General features: G+C 72.1%; 12 protein-coding genes, 1 tRNA gene and 1 pseudogene. 5 read left to right on the plus strand and 9 right to left on the minus strand.

Annotation, left to right across the window (positions count from 1 at the left end; genetic code table 11):
- Nucleotides 1-54: 54 nt before the first annotated feature.
- From FVS66_RS05630 to FVS66_RS05645, 4 genes are all read right to left on the minus strand, one after another.
- Entirely contained in the window at nucleotides 55-1,032 is a 978-nt protein-coding gene (locus FVS66_RS05630; RefSeq protein ID WP_149179878.1) for a ribose-phosphate diphosphokinase, read from the minus strand.
- Between the two features lie 111 nt (nucleotides 1,033-1,143).
- Nucleotides 1,144-2,589 (minus strand): bifunctional UDP-N-acetylglucosamine diphosphorylase/glucosamine-1-phosphate N-acetyltransferase GlmU, encoded by a 1,446-nt coding sequence (glmU, locus tag FVS66_RS05635; RefSeq protein ID WP_149179879.1) that lies wholly within the window; start codon nucleotides 2,587-2,589, stop codon nucleotides 1,144-1,146.
- A 140-nt stretch (nucleotides 2,590-2,729) separates the two neighbouring features.
- Nucleotides 2,730-2,800: transfer RNA gene (locus tag FVS66_RS05640), tRNA-Gln, on the minus strand.
- A 6-nt stretch (nucleotides 2,801-2,806) separates the two neighbouring features.
- Nucleotides 2,807-3,679, minus strand: coding sequence for a hypothetical protein (locus FVS66_RS05645; protein ID WP_149179880.1), 873 nt, complete (start codon nucleotides 3,677-3,679; stop codon nucleotides 2,807-2,809).
- A gap of 156 nt (nucleotides 3,680-3,835) precedes the next feature.
- Between FVS66_RS05645 and FVS66_RS05650 the strand changes: the two genes are divergently transcribed.
- Nucleotides 3,836-5,218 carry a histidine kinase gene (locus tag FVS66_RS05650; RefSeq protein ID WP_149179881.1) on the plus strand — a complete coding sequence of 461 codons (1,383 nt, stop codon included), beginning with the start codon at nucleotides 3,836-3,838 and terminating at the stop codon, nucleotides 5,216-5,218.
- Nucleotides 5,219-5,248: 30 nt separating this feature from the next.
- Here FVS66_RS05650 and FVS66_RS05655 read toward each other — a convergent pair whose 3' ends face one another.
- Nucleotides 5,249-5,737 carry an SUKH-3 domain-containing protein gene (locus FVS66_RS05655; RefSeq protein ID WP_149179882.1) on the minus strand — a complete coding sequence of 163 codons (489 nt, stop codon included), beginning with the start codon at nucleotides 5,735-5,737 and terminating at the stop codon, nucleotides 5,249-5,251.
- An 11-nt stretch (nucleotides 5,738-5,748) separates the two neighbouring features.
- Nucleotides 5,749-6,336 (minus strand): YwqJ-related putative deaminase, encoded by a 588-nt coding sequence (locus tag FVS66_RS05660; RefSeq protein WP_149179883.1) that lies wholly within the window; start codon nucleotides 6,334-6,336, stop codon nucleotides 5,749-5,751.
- Between the two features lie 230 nt (nucleotides 6,337-6,566).
- Here FVS66_RS05660 and FVS66_RS05665 point away from each other — a divergent pair, with 230 nt between their 5' ends.
- Nucleotides 6,567-7,562 carry an SMI1/KNR4 family protein gene (locus tag FVS66_RS05665; protein ID WP_149179884.1) on the plus strand — a complete coding sequence of 332 codons (996 nt, stop codon included), beginning with the start codon at nucleotides 6,567-6,569 and terminating at the stop codon, nucleotides 7,560-7,562.
- 7 nt (nucleotides 7,563-7,569) lie between these two features.
- Nucleotides 7,570-10,392 carry an SUKH-4 family immunity protein gene (locus FVS66_RS05670; RefSeq protein WP_149179885.1) on the plus strand — a complete coding sequence of 941 codons (2,823 nt, stop codon included), beginning with the start codon at nucleotides 7,570-7,572 and terminating at the stop codon, nucleotides 10,390-10,392.
- A gap of 442 nt (nucleotides 10,393-10,834) precedes the next feature.
- Here the strand turns inward: FVS66_RS05670 and FVS66_RS05675 are convergent.
- Nucleotides 10,835-11,649 (minus strand): IS5 family transposase gene (locus tag FVS66_RS05675; protein ID WP_262386825.1). Its coding sequence is split into 2 segments (ribosomal slippage): nucleotides 10,835-11,320 and nucleotides 11,323-11,649, totalling 813 coding nucleotides; the frame shifts between segments, so codons are not numbered across the junction.
- 261 nt (nucleotides 11,650-11,910) lie between these two features.
- On the opposite strand from FVS66_RS05675, the gene FVS66_RS05680 reads away from it, so the two are divergent.
- Entirely contained in the window at nucleotides 11,911-12,675 is a 765-nt protein-coding gene (locus tag FVS66_RS05680; RefSeq protein WP_149179887.1) for a phosphatase PAP2 family protein, read from the plus strand.
- Here FVS66_RS05680 and FVS66_RS05685 read toward each other — a convergent pair.
- Together FVS66_RS05685 and FVS66_RS05690 are read right to left on the minus strand one after the other, a co-directional pair.
- Entirely contained in the window at nucleotides 12,586-13,269 is a 684-nt protein-coding gene (locus tag FVS66_RS05685) for a response regulator transcription factor (RefSeq protein ID WP_149179888.1), read from the minus strand. The two genes, FVS66_RS05680 and FVS66_RS05685, sit on opposite strands and share 90 nt — an antisense overlap.
- On the minus strand, nucleotides 13,266-14,615 hold the full coding sequence (locus FVS66_RS05690) for a histidine kinase (RefSeq protein ID WP_149179889.1): 1,350 nt from the start codon (nucleotides 14,613-14,615) through the stop codon (nucleotides 13,266-13,268). Before FVS66_RS05690 ends, FVS66_RS05685 begins: the two co-directional genes overlap by 4 nt.
- A 189-nt stretch (nucleotides 14,616-14,804) precedes the next feature.
- Here FVS66_RS05690 and FVS66_RS05695 point away from each other — a divergent pair.
- A pseudogene (locus tag FVS66_RS05695) lies at nucleotides 14,805-14,990 on the plus strand (transposase); the annotation flags it as partial.
- Nucleotides 14,991-15,131 lie beyond the last annotated feature (141 nt).

Genomic DNA, 15,131 nt, shown 5'->3' on the forward strand with positions numbered 1-15,131 from the left:
GCCGCCTCCCCGGCAGGGGGAGACGGCCTTCACGGAGCGGTATGCGGAGCGGGGTTACGCCTGCTCCTCGAAGAGGCTGGTCACCGAGCCGTCCTCGAACACCTCACGCACCGCGCGGGCGATCGTCGGCGCGATCGACAGCACCGTGATCTTGTCCAGATCCAGCTCGCCCGGCGTCGGGAGGGTGTTGGTGAGCACGAACTCGCTCACCTTCGAGTTCTTCAGCCGGTCCGCGGCCGGACCGGAGAGGATGCCGTGCGTCGCCGTGACGATGACGTCCTCGGCGCCGTGCGCGAAGAGCGCGTCGGCGGCGGCGCAGATCGTGCCACCCGTGTCGATCATGTCGTCGACCAGGACGCAGACGCGGCCCTCGACCTCACCGACGACCTCGTGCACGGTCACCTGGTTGGCGACGTCCTTGTCACGGCGCTTGTGCACGATCGCCAGCGGCGCGTCCAGCCGGTCGCACCAGCGGTCGGCGACCCGTACCCGGCCGGCGTCCGGGGAGACCACGGTCAGCTTCGAGCGGTCGACCTTCGCACCCACGTAGTCGGCCAGCACCGGCAGCGCCGTCAGATGGTCGACCGGGCCGTCGAAGAAGCCCTGGATCTGGTCGGTGTGCAGATCCACGGTGAGGATGCGGTGCGCGCCCGCGCACTTCAGCAGATCGGCGACCAGACGGGCCGAGATCGGCTCGCGGCCCTTGTGCTTCTTGTCCTGCCGGGCGTAGCCGTACGACGGGATGATCACGGTGATGCTCGACGCGGAGGCCCGCTTCAGAGCATCGATCATGATCAGCTGCTCCATGATCCACTTGTTGATCGGAGCCGTGTGGCTCTGCATCAGGAAGCAGTCCGCGCCACGCGCCGACTCCTGGAACCGGACATAGATCTCACCGTTGGCGAAATCGAAGACCTTCGTCGGCACGAGACCGACACCCAGCTGATGTGCGACCTCCTCGGCCAGCTCGGGGTGGGCGCGGCCGGAGAAGAGCATCAGCTTCTTCTCGCCGGTCGTCTTGATCCCGGTCACAGCACTGTCTCCTCAGACGTGTCCTCTGGCCGCGCGTCCCGTGCGCAGCGAACCAGCCGAAATTGTGTGCACGTATCACGGTACGCCGAATTCCGGCGTACCCGATTTCGGTCAGCCTTCGTCGCCGGCCTCTCCGGCGGCCGCCGCGGCCGCCTGGGCGGCCGCGCTTCCGGGCCGCTTCCGGGCCACCCAACCCTCGATATTCCGCTGCTGACCACGGGCCACGGCCAGTGAGCCGGGCGGCACGTCCTTGGTGATCACGGAGCCGGCCGCGGTGTACGCGCCGCCCCCGACCGTGACAGGAGCCACAAACATGTTGTCCGCACCGGTCCGGCAGTGGGACCCGATCGTCGTGTGGTGCTTGTTCTCGCCGTCGTAGTTCACGAAGACGCTCGCGGCGCCGATGTTGGTGTGGTCGCCGATGGTCGCGTCGCCCACGTACGAGAGATGCGGCACCTTCGTGCCCTCGCCGATCGTCGCGTTCTTCGTCTCGACGTACGTCCCGATCTTGCTCTTGGCGCCGAGCCGCGTCCCGGGCCGCAGATAGGCGAACGGCCCCACGGACACGCTCTCGCCGATCTGGGCGGAGTCGGCCACGGTGTTGTCCACCCGGGAGCCGCGCCCCACCTCGGTGTCCTTCAGCCGCGAGTTCGGGCCCACCTCGGCGTCCTCCGCGAGGTGCGTGGTGCCCAGCAGCTGCGTACCCGGGTGGATCACGGCGTCCCGCTCGAACGTCACCGTCACGTCGAGCTGCACGGACGCCGGGTCGACGACCGTCACACCGGCCGTCATGGCGCGCTCCAGGAGCCGCCGGTTGAGCAGCGCGCGGGCCTCGGAGAGCTGGACGCGGTTGTTGATCCCAAGGATCTCCCGGTGGTCGCCCGCGACGGAGGCGCCGACCCGGTGCCCCGCCTCGCGCAGGATCCCCAGCACGTCGGTGAGGTACTCCTCGCCCTGGCTGTTGTCGGTCCGCACCTTGCCCAGCGCCTCGGCGAGCAGCCGCCCGTCGAAGGCGAAGACCCCGGAGTTGATCTCCTTGACGGCCCGCTGCTCCTCGGTGGCGTCCTTGTGCTCCACGATCCCGGTGACCGCGCCCGTCGCCGGGTCGCGCACGATCCGCCCGTAGCCGGTGGAGTCCGGCACCTCGGCCGTCAGCACGGTGACGGCGTTCCCGTCGGCGGCGTGGGTCGCGGCCAGGGCGCCCAGCGTGTCACCGGAGAGCAGTGGGGTGTCGCCGCACACGACGACCACGGTCCCGTCGACCCGGCCGAGCGCCTCCAGGGCCATGCGCACGGCGTGACCGGTGCCGTTCTGCTCGTACTGAACCGCGGTCCTGGTCCCCGCGTAGTGCTCCTCCAGGTGCCCGGCGACCTGCTCACGGGCGTGCCCGACGACGACGCACAGGTGCTCGGGGCCCAGCTCGCGCGCGGCGGAGACGACGTGCCCGACGAGGGAACGACCGCAGATCTCGTGCAGGACCTTGGGGGTCTTGGACTTCATGCGGGTGCCCTCACCCGCGGCGAGGACGATGACTGCGGCCGGGGGGTTGGCGCTCACGAGTGGCCCTTCGGCTTCGGGTGGTGGACACCCGCAGGATACCGGGGGGATGGCGGGCGGCCTGGGGGTGGCCTGTGCGGGCACCCCACACACGAGAACGGGCCCCGACCTTGGAGGTCAGGACCCGAACTGGGCATGGGCTCCCGGGGGAGGACTCGAACCCCCATGATCAGAGCCAAAATCTGACGTCTTGCCCTTAGACGACCCGGGATGGCCGCTATGTCCGATTTTCGAGATCGGTTGCGGACGCACCGCATACTATGCCGTACCAGGTACCCTCCATGCGACGGTACAGGTCGGCGCTCTTGGTCACGTAGATGACCAGGCAGCCACGGTAGGCCTCACCGGTGTTTTTGCGGCTGGTCTTGGGGTTGTGTCGCTTGAGGATGGGCTTTTGGAACGTGGCGACGTCGACGCCCGCTAGTTCGGCCCAGAATTTCTCAGCCTCGCCGACGTCGGCCGACTCGTGGATGCTCACCCGGAGGCGAAGTCTGTCGGGCATGACCCCGAGTAGGTCGAGCCACCTCAGGTAGAGGGTGATCACGTTTGGGTCGCTGTTGATGAAGTGCAGGCGCTCGCGGCGTTGGTACGTCTTGTCCTTGGCTCCTTCCGCCCAGTAGAGCGCGACCCCGACGAGGAGCAGCTCGCGGTCCGTCACTTGGTCGATGGCCCGCCGTGCCTCCTGCTTGGTGTGCCGGCGCTCGATGTCGCGCATGGCGAGCTCGTGTTCCCAGCGCTTCTGCGCTGCCAGCTTCGCCTGCTCGGACGGCGACCTCCGCTCCGGTTTCGGGAGGTCTCGTACCCACAGCGAGATCGAGCTCTTCGAGCAGCCGAGCTCGACCTGGATCTGGTCGTATGTCATGCCCTGGAGGCGGAGTTCGCGGGCCTTTGCTCGAAGGTCGTCCTTGGCGCGGGGGCGCTTGGTCCACTCCGGGGGCGGTTCGCCCTTCACGAGGCGGTTGAGGATGTCGTTGTTGTGGATGCCGAGGCGGTCTCGGATCTGGCGGAGGCTGAGGCCCTCGCGGCGTAATGCCACGGCCTGGGTGCGGAGGGTTTCGAAGTCGGCGTACTTACCGGTGGCGGTTGTCATGGGAGCAGCCTCGTCCCGGAATTCGAGATTCCGGATCGAATATGCGGGCGATTCAATTGTTCGGGCGATTACCGGTTGTTTCTCGTGCGAATCGCCCGTCTCTGTGCTCCCAGGGTCCCGCGCGGGTGCGTGGGTGCCGCCCGTAGGCTGGGAGCCATGACCGCAACGGGGGAACACCAGGACGCCACGGGCACGCTCGCCCGTGGCTTGTGGTGGTGGGAGAGACGGCGGAGCGCCGCGCTGGACATCGGGCTCGGGGTCCTCTCGTCGCTGGAGTGCGGGATCGAGGGGATCGGGTTCGCCGAGAGCGCCGCGCTGCCGGTGCCGGTGGGGGTGCTGTTCGGGCTGCTGGTCGGGGCCGTGCTCGTGCTGCGGCGGCGGTGGCCGATCGTCGTCGTGCTGGTGGCCATCGCGATCACGCCGGCCGAGATGGGTTACCTGATGGGCCTGGTCGGCCTGTACACGCTGGCCGCGTCCGAGGTGCCGCGGCGGATCATCGCGGCGCTGGCGGGCATGTCGCTGGTCGCGGCGTTCCTGGTGACGTTCGTTCAGGTACGGCAGGACGTCGGGGCGGCGGACTTCGACCCCGGCTCCTGGTACGTGCCGCTCGTGTCGGTGATCATGTCGCTCGGCCTGACGGCGCCGCCCGTGCTGTTCGGGCTCTATATAGGGGCGCGCCGGAGGCTCATGGAGAGTCTGCGGGAGCGGGCCGACAGCCTGGAGCAGGAGCTGTCGCTCCTCGCCGACCAGGCGGAGCAGCGGGCGCAGCTGGCGCGTACGGAGGAGCGGACGCGGATCGCCCGCGAGATGCACGACGTGGTGGCGCACCGGGTGAGCCTGATGGTGGTGCATGCGGCGGCCCTTCAGGCGGTGGCGCCGAAGGACCCGCAGAAGGCGGTGAAGAACGCGGCGCTGGTCGGCGAGATGGGGCGGCAGGCGCTGACGGAGCTGCGGGAGATGCTGGGCGTCCTCCGCTCCGAGCAGCCGTCGCCGGTCGCGGCGGGCGTCGGCGCCGGTGCGGACACGGGCGCGGCGGGCGTGGCCGCGGGCGTCGGCGCCGGTGCCGGTTCGGGCGCGGGGGCGCGGCCCCTCGTGGCGGTCGGCCGGGCGGCGGCCTCGGCGGCGGAGGCCGCCACCGCCGAGGACGGTCCTGGCCTCGGCGACATGGAGGAGCTGATCGAGCAGTCGCGGGCGGCCGGTACGGTCGTCGAGCTGCTGGTCGTGGGCGAGGCCCGGGAGTACGCGCCGGAGCTGGAGCAGACCGCGTACCGGGTCGTGCAGGAGGGCCTGACGAACGTCCACAAGCACGCGGCGGGTGCCAAGGTCGTCGTACGGCTCGCTCACCGCGGCGACGAGGTCGCCATGCAGGTCGAGAACGGCCCCTCAGACGCCGCCGCCACGGACGCCGGTCTCCCCAGCGGCGGCAACGGCCTGGTGGGCATGCGCGAGCGCGTGACGGCCCTGGGCGGCGTCTTCGTCTCGGGCCCGACGGACGAGGGCGGCTTCAAGGTCTCGGCGGTACTGCCGTCGGGGCGGTAGCCGCGGCCCCGGCACCAGGGCGTCGGACCGTCAGGGGTTGGTGAGGCGTACCGGGTGGGCGCCCGTGACCAGCGCGCTCAGGGCGTGGTCGATGTCCGGGCCGAGGTACCAGTCGCCCGTGTGGTCCAGGCTGTACACGCGCCCCTCGGTGTCGATCGCCAGGACGGCCTGGTCGTCGGCCTCCGCGCCCAGGGGCGCCAGCTCCGTCGCCAGGGCGCGGCCCAGGTCCGCGAGGGTGCGCGTGAGGTGCAGCCCGGCCAGGGGGTCGACGACGAGCGGGGTCGGCGCGATCTGCCGGCCGGCCCTCGGCGGGGTGATCCGCAGCCCGCCGAACTCCGCCCATGCCTCGACCGCCGCCGGGAACACACTGTGCCGGTGCCCGGCGGGCGACACATGGGCGCGCAGGGTGTCGGCCCAGTGCTCGGCCTGTTTGATGTCCCAGCGGCCGGGCTGCCAGCCGGCCTCCCGCAGGGCGGCGTCCACGGCGACGGAGAAGCGGGTGGTGTTCAGGTCGGGCATGTCGGGTGCGGTCAGCCGTTCTGGTGAATCGAGTTCGAGTTCGAGGTCGAGGTCGGGTTCGAGGTCGGGTTCGGGTTCGGGTTCGGGTCGACGGGGCGTACCCCGAAGTGTGCGAGGAGCGCGGCGCAGGAGCGGCAGGGCGCGGCGTAACTGCCGTGCAGCGGGTCGCCGTCCTCCCGGATGCGCCGCGCGGTGATCTTGGCATGTTTGAGGGACCGCTTCGCCTCGCCCGCCGTGAGCGGTTTGCGCCGGGCCCGCTTGGAGCGGCCGTCCTCCGCGGCGGTCAGATGCCGGGACAGCAGGATGGCCTCGGGGCAGCGCCCGGTGAAGCGCTCCCGCTGTCCGCTTGTGAGGGTGTCGAGGAAATCCTGTACGAGGGGGTGCAGCGCGGGCGGCTGGTTGCCGCGCGCGGCGGTACATGTGAGGGTCTCGCCGCGGACGGAGAGGGCCGCACCGACGGTGGGCAGTATGCCGTCACGGCGGTGACGGAGCGTGGGCGCGCGGTCGGGGGTCGCTGAGCTCCACGAGAGACGCGGGTCTCCGGTGCCGGGCCCCGTGGCGGTGGCTGCGGGTGTGCTGCCCGGTCGCGCTGCGTTCATGGTGTGTGCTGTTCCCCTCTGTGCAATCCCCCCAGTTGCGTGGACAGACTGCCAAACGGGTGGGGAGATGGGAAACGGGATCCCCGAAACGTGCCACGGGTGTGGTGCATGATCGCCGATGTGTCACCTGGGGGTGACGGATGGTCACCGAAGTGGAGGCCCGGACCGCCCTCCGGCCCCACCGCATAGGCTGTGCGGAACCAGCCAGCAGCAGCCAGGGGGCAACCGCCATGACGACAGGTCGGCCGACGGGTCGGCTCGGGCACCACGCCGCGCCGCCGAACGCGGCCTACGCCGGGCAGGTCGTGCACTTCCCGGACCCTGTCCGGGCCGCCCGTCACCCCGGAGGGGTACGGATCGACGCCGACGGCCGCCCGGACTTCTCGCCGTACGCGCGTGCCGCCGCGGAGATCGCGGAGCCCCCGGCGGGGTTCGGCGTGGACGAGCTGCGGCTGACGGACTACGTGTCCGCGAACGCCGCGCTGCACGCGGACGGCCACGCCCTGTGGGACACGGTACCGGCGGTGGCGACGCCGCACGGCTGGACCTGGCACCACGTGCCGGACACGCGCCGGATGGAGCTGGTCCCCGTGGAGGTGAAGGCGCTGCTGCGCCACCACGGCGGTCTGGCCACGGCGGCGGTCGACCAGGACAAGCGCGGCACGCGCCCGCTCCAGGAGACCCGCCCCGCCCACTTCGGGCTGCCCAGGGGTGCGGTGTCCGTGTCCGAGTCCCAGCTGCAGGGCGTCGAGGAGGACCTCGGCTACCGGTTGCCGGGTGCGTACCGCACGTTCCTGAAGGCCGCCGGCGGCTGCGCCCCGGTGGGTGTCGCTCTCGACGCGGAGCTGGGACTCCTGATCGACCAGCCGTTCTTCACGGTGCGGGACGAGGCCGGGGCCAACGACCTGCTGTACGTCAACAAGTGTCTGCGGGACCATCTGACGAAGGACTACCTGGGCGTCGGCTTCGTCCAGGGCGGACTGCTGGCGGTCAAGGTGCGCGGCGCCGGGGCGGGTTCGGTGTGGTTCTGCCCGCACGACGACGCGCGGGACGGGGACGGGTCGGCGATCCAGGACCGCATGGAGCGGCTGCTGCTGCCGTGCGGCGCGGACTTCGACGCGTTCCTGCAGCGCCTGGCGGGCAGTCCGCCGGAGTTGGAGACGGTGGCGAACCTGATGGTGGACGGCGGCTTCGCGCGGGCTGTCCCCGTGACGGGCGAGGGGTGACGGTCCGATGGTGACATTCGCGCAGGCGCAGGAGCGCGCCGAGGAGTGGGTCAACGGCGATGTGCCGGCGTACCAGCACCGCGAGGTGCGGGTACGGGAGTTCGAGCTGGGCTTCGTGGCGTGGGCGGAGGACCGCCCCGACGGCCCGTCCTCGGACGGCGGCAGGCAGCGCCTGGTCATCGCCCGCGACAGCGGCGAGGCCACGCTGTGGCCCGGGCTGCCGGTGGGCGAGGTGATCCGCCGGTACGAGGAGCAGTACGGCCCGCGGCCGGACGAGAACGCGAGCGGCACGGGCGCGGCCCGGCAGCCGGAGCGCGTCGACCTCAACCAGACGTCGTTCCTGCTGACGCCGCCGGAGTGGCTGCAGGACGCGGCGGACCGGATGGGCATTCCCGACCGGAGGGAGGGGGCTGCTCCGGCTTCGGCTTCGGCTTCGGCTCCGGCTTCGGCTTCGGCTCCCGCTTCGGCTCCGGCTTCGGCTTCGGCTTCGGCTTCGGCTCCGGCTCCGGCTCCGGCTCCGGCTCCGGCCTCGGCTCCGGCTTCCGGGCCGGGGGCCGGTTCGGGCTCGCTTCCCGGCTCCGGTTCCGGTTCCGGTTCCGGTTCCGGCTCTGGTTCTGGCTCTGGCTCGGTGGAGCCGGGACGGGGTCCCGCCGGCGCGACGCCCGCGCCGCTGGACGAGGTACCCGCCCCGGCCACCGCGGGCACGGGCACGGGCACCGCCCCCTCCACCCCCTCCACCCCCTCCACCCCCTCCACCCCCTCCACCTCCTCCACCACCGACCGTGGGGCGACCGCGTCCGACGATGTCACCGCGACGCCGCCGCCCGCGCCGTCCCCCTGGAACGACACGAGTACGCAGGGCGGCGCCGACGGCGACGACGGGTCAGTGCCGCTGCCGGCGACGGTGTTCGCGCCGCCGCTTTCCGGCGCGGACGACGACGACACCCCGCCGCCGTCCGTACCGGCCGACGCGCCGACCGCGCTGATGCAGGGCGGCAGCCAGCTGCCCCGTACCGCGGTCTCGCCCGCGCTGGACCCGGATGCCGCGCGGGCGGCCGACATAGCGGACGCGGCGACCAGCAAGGCGACGCTGCCGCCGCGCGGCGCCAGGAGCGGTACGCGGGGCGGTGGTTCGACGACCCCGCCGCCTCCGGGCGCGCCGGGTACGCCCGGGGCGCGCCCGCCCGCCGGCAACGCCACCCCGCCGCCCGCTCCAGCGCAGCCCGCCCCCGCGTCGGGTCCCGGTGCGCCGGGCGCGCCGGCCGGGGGGTACGTACCGACGCAGCTGGTGGCGCAGCTCGGCCCCGACGACCCGAAGCCGCCCGGGGCGACGCCGCCGCCGGGCGCGCCCGCGGTGGACCAGGCGCCGACGATGCTGGCCCAGCCGGGTCCTCGTGGACCGGGAGGCCCGGGTGCACCCGCGCCTCCGGGCCCGCCCGGACCTCCTGGACCTCCCGGACCTCCGGCGCCCCCCGGATCGACGCCGCCTCCGGGTGGCGGTACGCACCAGGCCGCGACGATGCTGGCGCAGCCTGGCCCGGGCGGCCCCCCGGCGCCTCCCGGCCCGCCCGGAGCACCTGGTGCCCCCGGCGCCCCCGGCGCGCCTGGCGTGCCTGGCGCGCCTGGTGGGACGCCGCCCGGTGGGGTGCACCATGCCGCGACGATGCTCGCCCAGCCGGGTCCGGGTGGCCCGGGCGGTCCGGGCGGTCCGGGTGGTCCGCCCGCGCCTCCGGGCCCGCCGGGAGCGCCCGGGGCCGTACCGCCGCCGGCCGCCGCCGGCCACGTACCGCCGCCGGCCGCCCCAGGCCCCGTACCGCCGGCCGCGTACGGCTACCCGCAGCCGCAGCCGACCGGGCTGCCCACGGTGGGCCCCGGCTACCAGGTGGTGCTCCGCTACCGGGCCCCGGACGGCTCGGAGGCGCAGATCATCCGCCGCTCGGCGCCGGGTACGCCGCACCCCGAGTGGCAGATCCTGCACGAGCTGCGCGCCATGAACGTGCCGCCGCAGCAGGTACTGGAGCTGCACACCGAGCTGGCGTCGTGCGAGCTGCCCGGTGGCTACTGCGCCCGGATGATCCGGGAGACCTGGCCGCAGGCGCGGATCACGTCGATCGCCCCGTACGGGCGTGACCACGCGAGCCGCCAGCAGGGCATGCAGCAACTGATCGCCCACCAGGGCGAACTGCACCAGGTCGCCGACGGCCCGGCGCGGCCCGCCCCGGTGCGTGCCCCGCTGCCGCCGGTGCAGTCCGCGCCGCCGATCCCGCCGGAGGGCATCGCCCAGGAACTGGCGGGCGCGTTCGGGCCGCACGGCATCTGCCGGTTCGACCAGCGGGCCGTGTCCCGCCAGGGCGTACCGGAACTGGTCGCGCGCACCCTCGTGTGGGCGGGCCTCCCGGCGGACTTCGGGCCCTTCTTCTGGGCCCAGCCCGCTCAGCCGGTCGTCCCGACACTGGCCGAGCTCGCCGCCCAGCGCCAGGTCCAGCCGGCGTCGGACGCGGGCTCGTACCTGGTGCTCGGCTCCGACTTCGGGCGCGCGATCTGCGTCCAGTACGGTACGGCGCACATCGTCGCCGTACCGGTGGAGGCCGGGCCCGGGGGCCAGCCGGTGGCACCGCAGTTCGTGAACAGCGGGCTGCCGGAGTTCACCCGGTGCATGGCGCTGCTGGGCCGGATGTGGCGCCTCCGCTTCGGCCTGACCCCGGACCAGGCGGGCCGCTGGACCGTCGACTTCCAGGCCCAGCTGGCCATGCTGGACCCGGCGGCCCTGTCGTCCCCGGAGAGCTGGTGGTCGGTCCTGCTGGAACAGATGTGGGACGGCCTGCTCTGACCTGCCGACCCTGTTGACGTCACGCCCCTGCCCGTACGGACGGTACGGCCAGGGGCGCTGCCGTGTCCGGGCGTGACGCGGATGCGCTTCCTGGAGGTCACCCCGCGTGCGCGGGGAACACAGGGCCTGACGTGGGGTTCTACGGCGCGGCGGCTGCAGTTTTGCTTACTTGAGCAGAGTCCGACAATTGGGTGGAATGGTGAGATGCATGCATATCGCGCCTCATGGCTCCTGGGTGCGTGAGCGCCCACGCTCAGTCGCTGATAACTCCTGTCCTCGTGAGCTCATTGGACATGAATGGCGCTTCTGCGGATGCGATACGTCGAAGTTGGGGATCGGGGACGCCTCGCGTGATAGTGAGCTAGTGCGCAGGTCGCAGTGCCGCCGTGGCGAGTCTCGCTGTCGGATCGTGCGGGCTGTTGTGGTCGGGGACTTAGAGCTCCTAACGCAATGACGTGAGCCGTCTCCAGCAGATGAGCGCGCATCCGAGGCTGAGGAGGGCTTCGTGGATGTCGTGGCGGATCTCCCAGCGGATCCGCAGGCGGCGGAAGTGGTGCAGGAGGGCGAACGCCCGCTCGACGACCCATCGCTCAGTGCCCAGGCCGGAGCCGTGCTCGGTGTTGCGGCGCGCGATCAGCGGCCGGATGCCGAGTTCACGTACCAGCCGCCGGTACTTGTCGTGGTCGTATCCGCGGTCCGCGAGGACCGCGTCGGGGCGCCGACGGGGCCGACCACGCTTGCCCCTCACGGGCGGCAGGGTTTCCAGCAGCGGGATAAGCTGGGTGACGTCGTTGAGGTTGCCGCCGGTGAGTGTGACGGCGAGCGGGATCCCAGTGGCGTCGGTGATTAGGTGGTGCTTGCTGCCCGCCCTGCCCCGATCGACAGGACTTCGTCCCGTCTTGATCCCCCTTTTAGGGCTCTGACGTGCGAGGAGTCCACGGCCGCACGGGAGAAGTCGAGCGCGTCGGTGGCCCTCAGTTTCGCGAGCAGAACCTCGTGCAGCTGCTGCCACACTCCGGCTTCGTGCCACTTGGCTAGGCGTCGCCAGCAGGTCATCCCCGAGCCGAAGCCCAGTTCCTGGGGCAGGTGCTCCCAGGGGATCCCCGTGTGCAGCACGAACAGGATCCCTTGCAGGACCAGGCGGTCATCCAGACGCTTCCGGCCCGGGTAACGCGAACGACGCTCAACCTTCGGCAACAGCGGCTTGATCACCGCCCACAACTCGTCGTTGACCTCCCACGGCTTCGGCCGTGCCACCCCAACCTCTCCCCAGCACGATCAACCTGACGCTGAGCGGGATCCAACCACACCGTTGATCATTCTGTTGGCAATACCTGGTCGCCGATCTACCCGCGGCACGATGGTGCGACGGCGACCCCGAGCCGCAGCACCGCATCGACTTCGTGGACTACGCGCCCCTCAAGCACCCGTCAACGGGCGGGCTATGACGAAGGTCCAATGCCCGCCTTGCCCTTCGGCCGAGGCGTAGCTCCGGGCGCGTTTCTAGCGTCCGGAGGCATGAACAGAGAGCAGCTGTACAAGACGGGTTGGCGGTTGGCGGGGGCGTCGGCCGTGGGCGGTGCCGGGGTGGGCGCCGTGGTGTGGCTCGCCCCCGGCGGGCTGGGTGAGCAGGATCCGGTTGCCGTCGAAAGCGGTGCCAGCGCGGACGGGTACCGGGCGGTGCACGACGCCGTGGCGGGGGCGCCCGAGTGGCTGGGGACGCTGCTGGTGGTGGCCGGCGAGGCGGTGCTGGTCGTCCTCGGGTTGCTGCTCGCCTGGATGGGGTGGATGGCCCTGCGCCGCAAGGACGCACGGCTGACCGGCGGAGCCATGCTCGTCGGGGTGGGCACGCTGGTGGCGTACGGGGTCAGCGAGGGCGTGAAGCTCGCGGTGGGCGAAATGCGGCCCTGCAATGCGCTGCGGGGTGTGGCCGCGGTTGCCGAGTGCCCCGGGGCTGGGGACTGGGCTTTCCCCAGCAACCACGCCACGCTGGCCGCGGGGCTGGCCGTCGGGGTGGCCTTGCTGCGGCCCTGGCTGGCCGTCTTGACCTTGCCGCTGGCCGGAGCCGCGGCATTGCTGCGGGTCGCTGTCGGCGTGCACTACCCGCATGATGTGGTGGCCGGCGCAGTGCTCGGGGCAACCGGAACGGCGGCCGTCCTCGTGTTGGCCTGGCCGCTCGCAACCCGTGCGATATCAGCGGTCCTCGCGAAGTTGGGCTGGCACGATCCCGGCTTCGTGGGCGACCACGGCCGCGGCCGCCCGGTTGTCGACGCTGAGCCGTGACAGGATCGAGCTGACGTGCGCCTTGACCGTGCCCTCCACCACGTGGAGGGCACGCGCGATCTGGCCGTTGGACAGCCCGGAGCCGAGGTGGGCCAGCACTTCGCGCTCCCGCTCGGACAGGGCTTCGACCCGGTTGCGGGCGGCGGTCCGTCGTCCGGCGGCCGCGGCCGTGTCGCCGGCGGCCAGGTGGGCGACGACCCGGGCGGCGATCTTCGGTGAGAGGTACGCCGCCCCGTCGGCCACCGCGTGCACGCCCCGGATCAGCTCCTCGGGCTCGCCGGACTTGAGCAGAAAACCCGAGGCCCCGCTGCCGAGGGACTGGAGCACGTAGTCGTCCTCGCCGAAGGTCGTCAGCATGATGACGCCGGTGTCCTGCACCGTCCTGCGGATCTCCGCCGCGGCTTCGATGCCGCCCACGCCCGGCATGCGGATGTCGAGCACGGCCACCCGGGGGCGGTGCCGCTGGGCGAGCTCCACCGCGCCGTGCCCGTCGGCGGCTTCGGCGACGACCTCGATCTCCAGATCGGTGGCGAGTACGGCTCGGACGCCCGCGCGGACCATGGGTTCATCATCGGCGATCAGTACCTGGATCATGCGACGTCCACCATATCGGCGGAGGTCAGCGTGGCGTCCCGGAAGCAGAGGCGGTACGCGGTGTCGGCGAACTGGTCGTCGAGCGGGTTGGCCGTCACGGCGTAGAACTCGCACCTGGCGTCCGAGGGCCGGTAGGGTGTCTGCCGCTCCGGCAGGCGCAGCTCCGTACGCTCCTGGCCCGGCCGCAGATCGGCGTACTCCTGGGGCGTCAGCACTGACTCCCTGACCATCAGTACCTCCCACACCTGCAGGGCGCTGGCGAGCAGGACGACGACCGTGGGCGGCACCAGGATCGCAGCGACGGTCGTCCGGCCGAGTCGGCGACGCGCGCGGCGGTGCTCCAGCGGCGGTTGTGCGGCCGTCGGCTGCACAACCGCGGTGTGCGGCAGCCAGACGCGGACGGCGAAGCCCTCGCCCTCGGGGCCATACTCCAGCCGCCCGCCCGCGAGCCTGACCCGTTCGTCGAGGCCAATCAACCCGTGCCCGCCGCGTGCGCAGGGCCCCAGCTCGCCTGACCCTGGCCCGTTCTCCACCGCCGCCTGCGTCGCGGCGGCACCGCTGCGCACCCGGACCGTAGCCGCCGCGCCTGGGGCGTGCTTCGCGACATTGGTCAGCGCCTCCTGGACGATGCGGTGGACGGTGCCCGCGACCGCCGCGGGCACCTCCCCGTCATCCAGCTCAGCCTCCACCGACAGCCCAGCCCGGCGCGCCTGATCGATCAGGGTCCGCATGTCGCCGTGGGGCCGGGTGGGGGCTGCCTCGCCGCCCTCCCGGAGCACGCCGATGACCTCGCCGAGGCGGTCGACGGCGGCCTCGGCCCGGGCCCTGATGTCGCCAGCCGTCTCCCGGTGGGTCTCCGGCAGGTCGGGGGCGAGCTTCAGCGCGCCCGCGGAGAGCGCGATCAGGCTGAGGTCGTGGCCGAGCACGTCGTGCATGTCCTGGGCGATGCGGGTCCGCTCCCGCAACCGGGCCTGCTCGGCGACGAGTTGCCGCTCCCGCTCCAGCAGCTCGGCCCGCTCCCAGCCGGCCCGCACCAGCTCCCGGTACTGCCGCCAGAATCGTCCGGCGAACCAGGGCAGCACCTCAGCCCCCGCCACGACGGCCACGAAACGGCTGCCCAGCGTGATCCACCCCGGCACCACCACGACGGCCACCACACCGCCCGCCAGCAGCACGGCCAGCGCCACCACCGTCGCCCGGCCCCACCCCGGCCGCCGCCCCGCCAGGAAGGCGCACCCCGCGCAGGGAATCGCCCACCAGGGACTCCAGACGCTCAGTCCCGCCGCCGCCACGGCACCAGCGAGCAGGGCATACGGGGCCCAACGGTCTCGAATCGCAGAGGTCATCCGCTTGACGGTACGGGAAAGGCCGGGCCGCCCGACACTGCCGAAAGTCCAATCCCGGCAACCTCCCGGTGATCGTGGGGATAGTAGGGATCTCCCGTGCGGCCGTGGACTCCTCGCACGTCAGAGCTCTAAAGGGAACCGGGACAGGATGAAGTCCTGTCGACCGGGGCAGGACGGGCAGCAAGCACCCGCCGCAACACCGAGCACGGCTCCGGCCTGGGCATTGAGCGATGGGTCGTCGAGCGGGTGTTCGCCCTCCTGCACCACTTCCGCCGCCTGCGGATCCGCTGGGAGATCCGCCACGACGTCCACGAAGCCCTCCTCAGCCTCGTATGTGCGCTCATCTGCTGGAGACGGCTCACGTCATTGCGTTAGGAGCTCTTAGTGGCTGCAGGTGTGCTGTGCGTTCTGTCCGGTCCTGCTCCTGGTCGTCACACATCATGAATGTATTGCCCTGCCCGTTAGGGCCTACCGGTCGTCGAAGCCACCCTCGCCGACCTCGGCAGACCCGACTCC

Source organism: Streptomyces sp. TRM49041 (assembly GCF_008271805.1).
Taxonomy (GTDB): domain Bacteria; phylum Actinomycetota; class Actinomycetes; order Streptomycetales; family Streptomycetaceae; genus Streptomyces.